11 protein-coding genes are annotated in these 13,928 nt (G+C 39.7%); 4 read left to right on the plus strand and 7 right to left on the minus strand.

What is annotated here, in order from left to right; all coding sequences use genetic code 11:
- Positions 1 to 244: 244 nt before the first annotated feature.
- Positions 245 to 1,276, minus strand: a complete 1,032-nt coding sequence (locus KMW37_RS05090) for a patatin-like phospholipase family protein (RefSeq protein ID WP_215223537.1) — start codon at positions 1,274 to 1,276, stop codon at positions 245 to 247.
- 505 nt (positions 1,277 to 1,781) lie between these two features.
- Here KMW37_RS05090 and katG point away from each other — a divergent pair.
- The 4 genes from katG to KMW37_RS05110 all read left to right on the plus strand — a co-directional run bounded on the left by katG (position 1,782) and on the right by KMW37_RS05110 (position 7,863).
- Complete coding sequence (gene katG / locus KMW37_RS05095; protein ID WP_215223538.1) at positions 1,782 to 4,019, plus strand: catalase/peroxidase HPI; 2,238 nt, start codon at positions 1,782 to 1,784, stop codon at positions 4,017 to 4,019.
- 348 nt (positions 4,020 to 4,367) lie between these two features.
- On the plus strand, positions 4,368 to 4,976 hold the full coding sequence (locus tag KMW37_RS05100; RefSeq protein ID WP_215223539.1) for a cytochrome c: 609 nt from the start codon (positions 4,368 to 4,370) through the stop codon (positions 4,974 to 4,976).
- Positions 4,977 to 5,189: 213 nt separating this feature from the next.
- Complete coding sequence (locus tag KMW37_RS05105) at positions 5,190 to 6,818, plus strand: beta-N-acetylhexosaminidase (protein ID WP_215223540.1); 1,629 nt, start codon at positions 5,190 to 5,192, stop codon at positions 6,816 to 6,818.
- A gap of 199 nt (positions 6,819 to 7,017) precedes the next feature.
- On the plus strand, positions 7,018 to 7,863 hold the full coding sequence (locus KMW37_RS05110) for a hydroxymethylglutaryl-CoA lyase (RefSeq protein WP_215223541.1): 846 nt from the start codon (positions 7,018 to 7,020) through the stop codon (positions 7,861 to 7,863).
- Between the two features lie 107 nt (positions 7,864 to 7,970).
- Here the strand turns inward: KMW37_RS05110 and dprA are convergent, their stop codons facing one another.
- The 6 genes from dprA to KMW37_RS05140 form a co-directional block, all read right to left on the minus strand.
- On the minus strand, positions 7,971 to 9,098 hold the full coding sequence (gene dprA / locus KMW37_RS05115) for a DNA-processing protein DprA (protein WP_215223542.1): 1,128 nt from the start codon (positions 9,096 to 9,098) through the stop codon (positions 7,971 to 7,973).
- Positions 9,079 to 9,432 carry a MerR family transcriptional regulator gene (locus KMW37_RS05120; protein ID WP_215223543.1) on the minus strand — a complete coding sequence of 118 codons (354 nt, stop codon included), beginning with the start codon at positions 9,430 to 9,432 and terminating at the stop codon, positions 9,079 to 9,081. The genes dprA and KMW37_RS05120 overlap by 20 nt, the downstream gene beginning before the upstream one ends.
- A gap of 157 nt (positions 9,433 to 9,589) precedes the next feature.
- Complete coding sequence (gene argH, locus KMW37_RS05125; protein WP_215223544.1) at positions 9,590 to 10,924, minus strand: argininosuccinate lyase; 1,335 nt, start codon at positions 10,922 to 10,924, stop codon at positions 9,590 to 9,592.
- 41 nt (positions 10,925 to 10,965) lie between these two features.
- Entirely contained in the window at positions 10,966 to 12,027 is a 1,062-nt protein-coding gene (locus KMW37_RS05130) for a M20 family metallo-hydrolase (protein ID WP_215223545.1), read from the minus strand.
- A gap of 59 nt (positions 12,028 to 12,086) precedes the next feature.
- Positions 12,087 to 12,887: an acetylglutamate kinase gene (gene argB / locus KMW37_RS05135; protein ID WP_215223546.1), complete on the minus strand. Its 801-nt coding sequence runs from the start codon at positions 12,885 to 12,887 to the stop codon at positions 12,087 to 12,089.
- A 30-nt stretch (positions 12,888 to 12,917) separates the two neighbouring features.
- On the minus strand, positions 12,918 to 13,859 hold the full coding sequence (locus KMW37_RS05140) for an N-acetylornithine carbamoyltransferase (protein WP_215223547.1): 942 nt from the start codon (positions 13,857 to 13,859) through the stop codon (positions 12,918 to 12,920).
- Positions 13,860 to 13,928: the final 69 nt, after the last annotated feature.

Here is a 13,928-nt window from a genome sequence, read left to right on the forward strand (position 1 = left end):
TAAAATGATGTGCAAATTAAAAATTAATAGGGATTTCTAATAAGGAATATAGGGGAGAAGTTGGCTTTCGATAGGCAATGATGTTATTGGAGCAGAAGTGATGGATTGTGGGAAAAGAAATGTTGATATAATAAAGGTGAAAGACTTTGGATATTAACTGTTAGATTTTATGGGAAGGTATTAATTGAAGGGTAATTAATACCTTCCGTAAAGGTTGGTAAGGCTTCAAAGAATGAAATAGAGTTTAATCCTTGGAAAATTTAAACAGTTTTTCTGTGATTTTATCCAACTCCTCATCAACTTCACTTTTTGAAATATAGCTCAGAGCATCTTCCTTAAGTTTGGTCATGTTCTCAATGGAACCATTGTCCATAGCAGTATCGGCCTGGATAAGCTCGGGTTCCAGACGATGATAGTCCTTCATATCTTGTGGCCTGAGAGTTTTATATATCTGGTCCAGATGATGATGCACAGTTTTGGCATTTCCTGACATCATGATTTCAATAATAGGCTTTATCCAGCCAGCAGCTCCCCAGTCTTTGGCTTTTTTATATTCATATTTTTGACTAGTGCTTCCAGTACCGAGGGAGACAATCATCATATCCTTGGCGGTGGGAAGGTGTTTTATCCCTTCGAAATTCATTGTCCGAACTTCGGAATAGGCTACCAAAGCAGGGTTGTTTACAAAAACTCCCCCATCTATTAAGGGATAAGGCGTTCCCAAACTGTTTTTTATTCTGGAGGTCTCAAAATAAGTAGGGGCTGCAGAGGTTGCTCTGGCTACATCCCTGACCTTAAAGTTATAAATCTCATTAGACGACTTATGCTGTTTGAAAAAATGAGGTTTGCCATTCCTAATATCATAGGAACTGATGATACAAGGCTTTAGCAGTTGTGAAAGTTCGATATTCTGGAAAGTATCCTTCAGCGCCTCTTCCAATTCAGTAGCATCGAATTTCTCATCTAAAATCCCCATTCCGCTTTTTATTTTTTGCCATTTGCTGACGTCAAAAATTTCATCCCCGCGGTCCAAATAAATGTTGACAGCTTGATCTGCGGTCAGTTTGGGCCGATTTTCTTCATTTGGCGTTAAGTAGGCCAATGTGAGAATCCCCCCTGTACTTGTACCTGCCATAAAATCAAACATATCACATAGCCTAAGATTTTCATCCTTGCCTTTGTTTTGGATTTTCTTTTCCAATTGGCTGAGAACAACTCCAGGTAGAATCCCGCGGATCCCACCTCCATCGATGGATAATATTCTTACTTTTTTCATGATTTATGTGGTTTATTGTGCATATAAAAAACTTATAAAAATGGTTGAGATTTTCTTATCGTTTTCAATGGTACTGCTGTAGGACGATGCAAAACGTTTTGCCCAAGAGGTCTTTATTATTGGACGAAAACTAGGAGCGAAGATCAGTTCCTAGTAAATGGTTATCAGAAGTTGAAAATTTATGGCATTATCTCCTTCTATGAATAATTGCTTGTATTGTCAAATTTTATGATTAACTAAAATATAAAAAATATAGGTAATTCGTTGACATTGTGGAGGAAATGATGCATTAAGTGTCAGGGTATTCTCCTTGTCAAAACATTTGGCATTATATCTAGTTTTATATAGTTGAAAAAATATTTAACAGTGGTAGATGAAGGGGGAAAATGCCTTGGTGAACTAATTATAAATATTTAAATTAATGGATTACATATCAATACAGTTTTTTAATTCAATTCTATTCAATATTCTTTAAATCATTGTTCAGACCAAAATAACGTTAAAAATGGAAAATAGCATGCATCCCAATAAGTCCTCAAACGGTTCTAATGGAGAAAGCAAGTGTCCTTTTATTGGAGGGGCATTAAAGCAAAGTGCAGGTGGCGGAACCCGAAACCGGGACTGGTGGCCAAATCAGCTGAATTTGGGTATTCTTCGTCAGCACTCTTCTTTGTCCAACCCTATGGAGGCAGATTTTAACTATGCGGAGGAGTTTAACAAGCTTGACCTGAAGGAAGTAAAAGCAGACCTTTTTGAATTGATGACGGATTCTCAAGATTGGTGGCCTGCTGATTATGGCCATTATGGGCCATTTTTTATTCGGATGGCTTGGCACAGTGCGGGGACCTATCGTATTTCTGATGGACGAGGTGGAGGAGGCTCAGGTTCTCAACGATTTGCTCCATTGAACAGTTGGCCAGATAATGCCAATTTGGATAAGGCCCGTTTACTGTTGTGGCCAGTAAAACAAAAATATGGTAAGAAGATTTCATGGGCTGATCTGATGATCTTAGCTGGAAACTGTGCTTTGGAGTCCATGGGATTAAAAACCTTTGGCTTTGGTGGAGGTAGAGAAGATATTTGGGAGCCAGAAGAGGATATTTATTGGGGCTCAGAAGGTGAATGGATGGGAGATAAGGATAGATACAGTGGAGGAAATGGCCGGGAACTGGAAAATCCATTAGGAGCTACACATATGGGCTTGATCTATGTAAATCCAGAGGGACCGGAAGGAAAGCCTGATCCTATAGCTGCAGCACATGATATTAGAGAGACATTTGGCCGCATGGCCATGAATGATGAAGAAACAGTGGCTTTGATAGCTGGTGGACATACATTTGGTAAGACTCATGGGGCTGGAGAGGTTGAAAAATATGTGGGACCAGAACCTGCTGGAGCCAGTATAGAAGAGCAGGGCTTGGGCTGGAAAAATACTTTGGGTAGTGGTGCGGGCATAGATACCATCACTTCAGGATTAGAAGGAGCATGGACCAGTACACCAACCCAATGGAGTAATAAATTTTTTGAGAACTTGTTTAGCTATGAATGGGAATTAACCAAGAGTCCTGCTGGTGCTTATCAATGGAAGCCCAAAAACGATGCAGGTGCAGGAACTATTCCCGATGCCCACGACCCTTCCATCAAGCATGCCCCATTTATGTTGACTACGGATCTTTCGCTAAGAATGGATCCTATTTACGAGCCCATTTCAAGGAGATTTTATGAAAACCCTGACGATTTTGCAGACGCTTTCGCAAGAGCTTGGTACAAATTGACGCATAGGGATATGGGACCAGTAGAAAGATATCTTGGTCCAGAAGTTCCAGATGAGGAGCTTTTATGGCAAGATCCCATTCCTGCGGTTACGCATAAGTTGGTGGATGAAAAGGATATTGCTAGCCTTAAGGAAAAAATTCTTACTTCAGGGTTGACTGTTTCAGAGTTGGTATCTACAGCATGGGCCTCTGCATCTACCTTCAGAGGATCCGATAAACGTGGAGGTGCCAATGGTGCTCATATTAGATTGTCACCTCAAAAGGATTGGAAAGTAAATAATCCAGCCCAACTTTCTAGGGTACTGTCAAAACTAGGGGAAATTCAGAAAGAATTCAATAATGCCCAAGGAGATGGTAAGGAAATATCTATGGCTGATTTAATAGTCTTGGCAGGCAGTGCGGGAATTGAAAAAGCCGCGGGAAAAGGAGTGTCGGTGCCATTTACACCGGGACGTGGTGATGCTAGCCAAGAACAAACAGATGTGGAATCATTTGCTGCCCTTGAGCCAGGTTCGGATGGTTTCAGAAACTATTACAACCGTACCCATAAGGCATCCGCAGAAGAGATGTTGGTAGATCGTGCCCAGTTGCTTACCCTCACTGCACCGGAAATGACTGTGCTTTTGGGTGGTTTGCGTGTATTGAATACAAACTATGATGGCTCAGCAAATGGAGTATTCACCAAAAGACCAGGGGTATTGAGTAATGATTATTTTATCAATTTACTTGATATGAGTACCACTTGGAAACCAACCTCTGATGCCCAGGACCTTTTTGAGGGAAGTGATCGCAAAACTGGTGAAATCAAATGGACAGGGACAAGGGTTGATCTTATTTTTGGATCAAATTCAGAATTGAGGGCATTGGCAGAAGTTTATGCTTATGAAGATGGTCAGGACAAGTTTGTAAATGACTTTGTTGATGCTTGGGTTAAAGTCATGAATTTAGACCGTTTTGATCTTGATTGAATAAATTTTAAATGATTGCCCTGTATTGAATAGGGGGGTATGTTTACAAAGTAATTAGGGTGGTGTTGGCCACCCTTTTTTATTAGTTGAATTGATATAAAGGTTAATCATTAACAAATAAGTTTTTAATGGCTTAGGGGGATTATATACCTGCAATTGGTGAAAATAATTGTGTCATATGCGTTTTAATTGTTAATTAATTCAACTAACTTATATTCAGTAACTTATCGATGTTGGTTTCTAGTTGGAGATGGCATTTTGTTGATTGAGGGAGTTTAGAAAAGATGGATAGGTCATCGAAGGGTACATTTAAATTTTGCATAAGGCACTATAAATACCCAAAATATAATGAAAACGTATATGAGTTCCTTTTTGTCGGTTTTATCAATTATCATTCTTTTCCAATGTAGCGAAAAGAAATCCGGCAGTATTGTAGAAGAGGTTCCTATGGACAAAACACCCCTTTATAATGGGTTTGAAAGCCAAATTAAATTCGGGGAACATTTAGTACTCGTAGGAGGATGTAATGATTGCCATACGCCCAAAAAGATGACTGATCATGGGCCTGTATTGGATTCAGCATTATGGTTATCAGGGCACACGACTGATATGCCAAAAATAGAAGTTAACAAAGCAGAAATGGAAGCCAAGGGACTTGTGGTCACCCGTGATTTAACAGAATGGATAGGACCTTGGGGTGTTTCTTATGCAGCCAATCTTACCCCTGATGAAACGGGTATTGGTAACTGGAAAGTAGAGCAGCTATATAAGGTCTTTAGAGAAGGGAAATATAAAGGCTTAGATGGATCCAGGATGATATTGCCACCTATGCCCTGGGAAATGTTTCAGTTTTATACTGATGGGGAAATTGATGCTATTTTTGCCTATTTGAAAAGCATTAAGCCAATTAGTAATCAAGTTCCACCACCTTTACCACCTGTTTCTGTAGGTAAATGAAAGGGCCATTCAAGGAATTTGATAGGGCTAATTACAAAATGAAAAAAGGCTATTATGAATCTAATTAGATGCATAATAGCCTTTTTGTTTGTTTTGAAATAGAAAGACGTAAGAAATAAAAACTTAAAATCTTTTGAAACGAAATAAATATATTGTTTTATATTTCATTTTGCTTTATTTTAGTTCTCGTTAACCTTAGACTAAAATTAAAGTATGAAAATCAAAGCATTGTTTTCCTTATTATTTTCTTCCCTGATAATAATTAGCTGTACGGAAAAGGGAAGGACTTTTTCAGCTGAAGAATTATTGATAGTTCCTCAACCAAACAGTATCGAGTCTGGAGAAGCATCTATGGTGTTGAATGGTAAACTGACAGTTTCCACTAATGATGAGGAACAAAAGGAAGTTGCTGAATTATTGGCTGATTACCTCAAGGATGAAATTCAAGTTGAAATTAATGAAGGAGGACGTGCGCAATTGAATTTTATAAAAAATGAGGGTTTAGCTTCTGAAGCCTATGTACTAAGTGTAAATCCCAACCAGATCAGTATTGAAGCAGCAGGAACAGCAGGATGGTTATATGGAATTCAGAGTCTTAGACAAATCATTAGCAAGGAACCTTCTGAAGGCAGCCAAGCTCAAACTTGGTTGGTACCTAGCATTAAAATAGAGGATAAACCTCGATTTGGCTGGAGAGCTTATATGTTGGATGAGTCAAGGTATTTCCAAGGGGAAGAATTTGTAAAGAAAGTCTTGGACCAAATGGCTTTGTTAAAAATGAATAGGTTTCACTGGCACTTAACCGATGATGCAGGTTGGAGGATTGAAATAAAAAAATATCCTTTATTGACTGAAGTAGGCTCCAAGAGATCGGATTCTGAAATAGGAACTTGGGGCAGTGGAGAGACATCTGGAGAAGCCCATGAAGGTTTTTATACCCAAGAGCAAATTAAAGATATTGTTGCTTATGCAGCAGCTAGGAATATTACCATTGTTCCCGAGTTTGAAATGCCAGGCCACTCAAGTGCCGCTATTGCTGCCTATACTTGGTTGGGGACAGCAGGAAAGGATATTGATGTTCCTGTAAAGTTTGGAAGACATTATGATAATTATGATGTTACGAAGCCCGAGTTTGTCCAGTTTTCCAAGGATGTTCTTAATGAAATTTTTACGTTATTTCCTTCAGAGGTCATCCATATTGGTGGTGATGAAGTGGGGTACAAAGTTTGGGAGGAATCCGCCCACGTGCAGAAGTATATGAAGGAGCATGGTATAAAAACTCCAGCCGATTTGCAGATTAGTTTTACCAATGACATTTCTAAGTTCATTGAAGAAAATGGCAGAAGAATGATGGGCTGGAATGAGATTATGGGAACAAACATCCATACAGATTTCAGTGAGAAAAAGAACGATGAAGAAGCAGAAACTGAACTGGCAAAGAATGTGGTGGTGCACTTTTGGAAAGGCAATCTTGAGCTGGCCACTGAGGCAGCAGAGAAAGGTTACGGAATTGTGAATTCCCTGCATAGCAATACCTATTTGGATTATAGTTATAAAAGTATCAGCTTGGAAAAAGCCTATAATTTTGATCCTATTCCAGAAGGATTGGATGCTAAATATCATCAGAATGTATATGGAACTGGCTGTCAAATGTGGACAGAGTGGGCTCCTAATAATGAAAAAGTAGAATACCAGACCTTCCCTAGAATAGCAGCATTTGCAGAAGTGGGTTGGACTGAATTGGACAATAAGGATTTTGCTGACTTTAAGCAGGCTTTAGCAGTAATTCAAACTAAATACTGGGACAAGGCGGGCATCAATTATGCAAAGGTATTGGAATAAGAAAACTAATATTTTTTAATCTATTAAGTTTAATACGCATCGATTACCGACAGGTATTGGAGGTTTTAGCTTCTGGTACCTGTTTTTTTAGGATTTACATTATTCAGCTAGGGATGATCTTATTTGATGAAATAGGGGGGGTAAAACAAATTAATTTAATTAATTTCGATTATTTAGGAACAAGCAACTACCAACAGATATGAAGATCATAGAATGTCCCCGTGATGCCATGCAGGGGAGAGAAGAATTTATCGATACAGCCATAAAGGCAGCATATATCAACCAATTGTTAGAGGTAGGCTTTGATACGGTGGATTTTGGAAGTTTTGTGAGTCCCAAAGCCATGCCCCAAATGCGTGATACAGCTGAATTGTTGGAGCTATTGGATCTATTCCATTCTAAATCAAAATTATTGGCAATAATAGCTAATAAGAGAGGGGCAGAAGATGCCTTACATTTTGAGGAGATTGATTATTTGGGTTTTCCTCTATCCATTTCAGAAACTTTCCAGCAGCGAAATACCCATAAAAGCATTGCAGAAGCGCTAGAAACAGTTGAAGACATTCAGAACCTTTGTGAAATCAAAGGTAAAACCTTGGTCACCTATTTAAGTATGGGCTTTGGCAATCCTTATGGGGAGACCTTTTCCACTGAAATAGTAGCGGAATTTGTAGGGAAATTAGATGCTATGGGAATTAAGATAATTGCCCTGTCAGATACGATTGGAGTGGCAGAGCCCAAGCTGATAGAGGAACTGTTTAGCACTAATATTCAAGCCTATCCATCAATAGAATTTGGGGCTCACTTTCATAGTAGGCGAGAAAGCATTGAAGAAAAAATTAAGGCTGGATTGAAAGGAGGCTGTGCCCGTTTTGATGGGGCTATCAAGGGTTTTGGGGGTTGTCCGATGGCCAAGGATGAATTGGTAGGGAACGTGGCTACTGAGGTAATGATAGAAGTGCTTGAAAAAGAAGGACACCATCTAAATTTAGATATGGAGGAGTTTGGGGAGGCTATGAAACTAGCCAAATTTGTTTTTGGGTGATCTTAAGCTATTCCCCCTTTTTAATGGCGAATTTTGATGTGGAGGATTTAAAATCCACCATCATTTTACTATTCGGGATTCCAAATCCCGAATAGTAAAATTTATACTTAGCACAAGCCATATTTTTTCCCAGGAAAGGACTTTACCAATCCTTGAAATTCCAAGTTGAGCAGGAGAGAAGCCAACTGGGAAACGGGAATTTGGGATTGCCAGCTGAGTTGGTCGATTTCCAGTGTTTTTTCTTCTAGTAACAGTTTGATTATAATTTGTTCAGTTGGGGAAAATTGTTCCAGCTCCAGTTTTGGTTTATTCTTTTGATAGGACGGGTTTTTATTTTCCTTGTCCCATGAAAGTGCCTCTTGAATATCTTTTGGCCCTGTATAAATACTGGCCTTCATGGATCTGATCAGGTTGTTGCAGCCTTCACTGTAGGTGTTTTGGAGATTACCTGGCACTGCAAAGACTTCACGGTTATAACTGTAGGCGATTTCAGCTGTAATCAATGCACCACCTCTTTTTGCCGCTTCCACCACGATCAGAGCATCAGAGAGAGCAGCTATAATTCGGTTTCTTGCGGGGAAATTATTGGCATTTAATGTGGTGCCAACCTTGTATTCGGAGACCAAACCTCCATTTTCCATCATATTGAGGGCTGTACTCTTGTGGCTGGCAGGATAAATAGATTCAAGTGAGTTGCCCAAGACTGAAATGGTAGGTAATCCAAAATCCAAGGCAGCCCTGTGCGCGGTAATATCAATCCCGTAAGCAAGACCACTTATGACTGTTGGCTGGAATGTGGATAGACTTTCAACTATCTTACGAGTCGTCAGTTTGCCGTAATCCGAGGCGTTTCTTGTTCCTACTATACCAATGGTCCTTTCTGGATTAAGGTTGATGTTTCCCTTGGTAAATAGAAGTACAGGGGAGTCCAAATAAGATTTTAACCTCGAGGGGTAATTAGGATCAAGATATGTATGGATGTTAATTTGATGTTTTAAACAGTCCTCTAACACTTTTTCCGCTTTCTGCAGAAATTGCAGTTTCTGTTTCCTGATTTCAAGTAATTTGGGGCCTATTCCGGGGATTTTGGCAGCCTTGCCACGTGTTAGGTTAAAAAAGTTTTCAGCCGTTCCACAATAGCTGATGATGGTTTTGTAAATATTGGGCCCCAGTTGGGGAATAAGGCTTAGTGCTATGGAATAAAGTAGTTTTGTTTCATCCGTCGTTTTCTGCATGTAGATTGTCCCTGATTTCGATTAAAAAGCTCCTGATTTCTTTCAGGCGGTTGACCATGCCGGCTTTATCGGAAACCTCATATTGGTCCTTTTTGATGATTTCCTGTGCACCTTGTAAGGTGTAGCCTTTTTCTTTTACCAAATGAAAAATGAGACCGATTTTTTCGATGTCCTCCTTGGTAAACCTGCGGTTACCTTTTTTGTCCTTTTTGGGTTTGATGATGTCAAACTCACCTTCCCAATAGCGGATCAGGGAAGTGGCTACTTTGAACATTTCAGCAACTTCACCTATGGAATAATACTTCTTTTCTATTTCTTTTTCTTTGTATGGCACCGCTCAAAAATTTAAAGATTCAAAATAACGAATTTATAAGAAAGATGGCAATTGTAAGAGGTGATTTAGTAAGCAGGAGCTTCTTTTTTGATAGTAAAATAAAATGCCAGACCTTGTATAAGCCTGGCATCTCTTGTCCACCGTACAAATTTTGATATCAGTCTTCCAGTAATTTTTTATAACTGGACTCGATTTTTCCGAAATCAAATTTGGCAATGGCTTGATCCATTTTTTGTTTGATTTCATCCAGACAAAGTTGACCTATGCTTCCTTCATGGCTATGGTTAACTTTATGCTCTGGAGTAAAATTATCACTTTCTATATCCAGGCCAACCTTTTTATAGGCATCTCGGAATGGCATGCCTTGTAATACCAATTCGTTGACCACTTCTACGCTGAAAAGGTGTTTGTAAAATTTGTCGTCAAGAATTCCTGATTTTACCTCAATATGCTCTAACATAAATTCGGTAATCTGTAGACAGTCCTTTAATTTCTCAAAATCAGGGAATGTGGTTTCTTTCAATAGTTGCAAATCGCGGTGGTAACCAGTGGTGGTATTGGTCATTTGCATCATCAAATTTTGAGGACCACTTTGGATTTGATTGGCCTTAGCTCTAATCAATTCGAAGACATCAGGATTCTTTTTATGCGGCATGATACTGGAACCTGTGGTTAGGTTATCAGGAAACTTCACAAAACCAAAATGCTGGTTCATAAAGATAATAGTGTCTGAAGCCAAACGATTCAGCGTTCCTGCTAAGCCTGCCATGGCAAAGGCTATCGCTTTTTCCGTTTTTCCACGGTTGTTTTGGGCATTGATCACATTATAGTGCATTTCCTTAAAGCCCAATAGTTCTGTGGTCATTGTCCTGTTGAGAGGGAAAGAAGAGCCATAACCGGCTGCTGAGCCCAATGGGTTTCTATCGGCAAGGTTATAAGCTGCCTGAAGCATTTCAAGGTCTTCTGCCAATGATTCTGCCAAAGAACCAAACCAAAGCCCAAAGGACGAAGGCATGGCCAATTGAGTGTGGGTATAACCTGGCATCAAATCATTTTGATGCTTTTCAGCCAATTTCACCAAAAGGTCAAAAAGTGATTTGGTTGCTGCAAGTACCGCTTGGATTTCAGAACGGTAATAAAGTTTGAGGTCTACTGCTACTTGGTCATTTCTGGATCGGCCACTGTGTAGCTTTTTACCTACATCACCATATCTTTCTGTAAGTAGAAATTCAACCTGAGAATGCACGTCTTCAACTCCTGGATCAATTTTAAAGGTTCCAGCTTCAATTTCTGCATAGATTTCTCTTAAGCCCTTTTTCAAGGTGGCCAGCTCATCCTTAGTCAAAAGCCTGATGCTTTCCAACATGGTAGCATGTGCCAAGGAACCCAATACGTCAAAGGGAGCCAAGATAATATCAAATTCTGGGTCACGCCCAATGGTGAACTGTTCTACTTCCTTGGTGCTGGTGGTATTTTTTTGCCAAAGTTTCATGCTTGTATTTGCTGTTCCCAAATTGATGGGAAGGTTAATTTCTAGTTTTGATCAAAATAATGTTGCAAAATAGCAATATATCTATCGATTCCCTGATCGATTTCATCCAAATAAATGAATTCATCTGGAGTATGTGAGCGTGCGGAATCCCCTGGACCAATCTTGATCGATGGATAAGGAATCAAAGCCTGATCCGATAGGGTAGGGCTGCCATAACATTTCAAGTTCATTGAATGGATGGTATCCCAAATTTTGTGATTTTTAGGAAGGGCAGAACTATTCAGTCGCATAGATCGTGGCTGCAAATCTGCCTTTAATACTTCTTTTAGCTCATCCAAAGCTTCCTGTAAGGTATAGCTGTCTGTAACCCTCACATCCAAGGTATAAACACATTTGTCAGGAACGACATTATGTTGGCTGCCGGACTGGATAATCGTAGCGGAGACTTTGCTTTCCCCTAAATAATCAGATATCTTTTTAAACTTATAGTTCTTGATGGTATTCAGGTCAGGAAGTGCCTCATATAATGCATTGATGCCTTCGTTTCTGGCAGCATGTCCAGCTTTTCCTGTAACCGTTGCATCGATAACCATAAGACCCTTTTCTGCTACGGCCACATCCAATAGAGTGGGTTCTCCAACAATGGCCAAATGGATTTCAGGAAGGTCCTCAAGCAAATAGGCAATTCCTTCTTTGCCACTGATTTCCTCTTCCGCTGTTGCAGCAAGTATTAAGTTAAAAGGAAGTTTTTTTTCATAGAAATGAACAAAGGTGGCTACCAGACTTACCAAGCAACCTCCAGCATCATTACTGCCCAATCCATATAATTTTCCAGTTTCAATGATGGCCTTAAAAGGGTCCTTGGTATAACCATTATTGGGCTTTACCGTATCATGGTGGGAATTCAGTAGGATATTGGGTTTCTGAGAATCAAAATGCTTGTTGACCGCCCAGATATTATTTTTTTTGCGTTTGATATCTACTCCTTTTTGAAGGAGGTAATCTGCCAATACCTTGGCGGTATTTTCTTCCTCTCGACTTAGGGAAGGAGTTTCGATCAATTGCTGTAGAAGCTGTTTGGCTTCTTCTTTGAGCTTATGCATAAATCAGCAAAAGTGATTTAAAGTTTTATTTATTGCTTTTTATATTCCTGAAACAAGGATCAATAAAGGTCATATTTATGCCTTTCAATATTGGTCCCTGATTTTTTTCCTTTAGCTGCCAATATCAGGTTTTCAGCTTTTCCAAGCCAAACATTACTAACCCCTTTTTGCAGGGCAGCAAAAGCATTGTCCAATTTAGGAATCATGCCTGAATGGATGACATTGTCCTTTTTCAGCTCTTCGTAAATTTCTTCGTTGATACGGGGAACTACTGAATCATCATTGTTTTCATCAATGAGCACTCCTGCTTTGTTAAAGCAGAAATAAAGCCTAACCATGTGCTTTTTAGCCATGGAAGTAGCTATTTCAGAGGCAATGGTATCGGCATTGGTGTTCAATAGGTTTCCTTTTCTGTCATGGGTAATAGCAGAAACTACTGGGACAATATCCTTGGCCAACAATATGTCCAAAAGATCAGTGTCAACATCCTTTACATCGCCCACAAAACCATAATCAATTTTTCCAATCGGTCTTTTTGAAGAGCGAATAAGGTTACCGTCTGCACCGGTAAAGCCCAAGGCATTTTGCTTTAGACCTTGAAGTTTTGCAACTATTTTTTTGTTGATCAGGCCCGCATAGACCATGGTTACCACATCAAGGGTTTCAGCATCGGTAATTCTTCTGCCATCTACCATCTTTGGCTTTATTCCTAAGCTTTCACCAAATTTAGAGGCCATTACACCGCCGCCATGCACAAGGATTTTTTTTCCTTCCAGTCGGGCAAACAAAGCTAAAAATTCTTCCAGTTTTTCCGGATCATCAATGACGTTACCGCCAATTTTTACAATACTGATATTCATATTGGGTCAATAGGTTGTTAGGGGAAAAGCTTATTTTAAAATATGGCTAAGTGCTGCTTGAGCTGCATAAATTCTGTTTTTGGCTTGATGTTGTACCAAACTTCTGGGACCATCCAAAATCTCATCCGAAAGCTCTACATTTCTTCTTACAGGAAGACAATGCATGACTTTAGCATTTGGAGCTTCTGACAGTTTTTGTTCGTTCAGCATCCAGGATTCATCGGTACAAAGGATTTTTCCATATTCATTGAAGCCACTCCAGTTTTTAACATAAACGAAGTCTGCATCTGCAAGCGCCTTGTCCTGATCGTATTCAATTTTGGCTCCTTTGGTGAATCTCTCGTCCAATTCATATCCCTCAGGGTGGGTGATGGTCACATCATGTCCGCAACCTACTGACCATTCTGCAAATGAATTGGCCACAGCATGGGGGATAGCTTTGATATGCGGTGCCCAAGTAAGGACTACTTTTGGCTTATCTTTTTTCTTGTGCTCATCTATGGTGATCATGTCAGCCAAACTCTGCAATGGGTGACGGATAGCACTTTCCAAACTCACTATTGGAAGACCGCTGTGCTTGATAAACTGGTTAAGGATATAATCTTCACTGTCCTCCTTTTTATTGGTTAGGGAAGGGAAGGCTCTCAGTGCCAATACATCAAAATAGCTGCCCAATACCCCTGCTGCATCGCGGATATGTTCAACTTTTCCCTGGTTCATGATAGCACCATCTTCCATTTCCAATGCCCAGCCTTCTTTGTCCATATTGAGCACGATGGCACTCATGCCTAAATTGGCAGCAGCAATCTGCGTGCTTACACGGGTTCTAAGGCTAGGGTTCAAAAATATTAATCCAATTCTCTTTCCGGCCCCAAGATTCTGGTCCAATAAGGGATTGGCTTTATATTCCAAGGCTTGTTGGATCAGTTGATCGGCTAGGCTTTTGTTTTCAAATTGGGTGTAGTATTTCATGGGTAAATTAAGTTTTAAGAATAATAAAAACCTTTAATACAAAGCGTTCATCTTTTTGAAAAAATGAAC

Source organism: Echinicola shivajiensis (genome assembly GCF_018642165.1).
Lineage (GTDB): Bacteria > Bacteroidota > Bacteroidia > Cytophagales > Cyclobacteriaceae > Echinicola > Echinicola shivajiensis.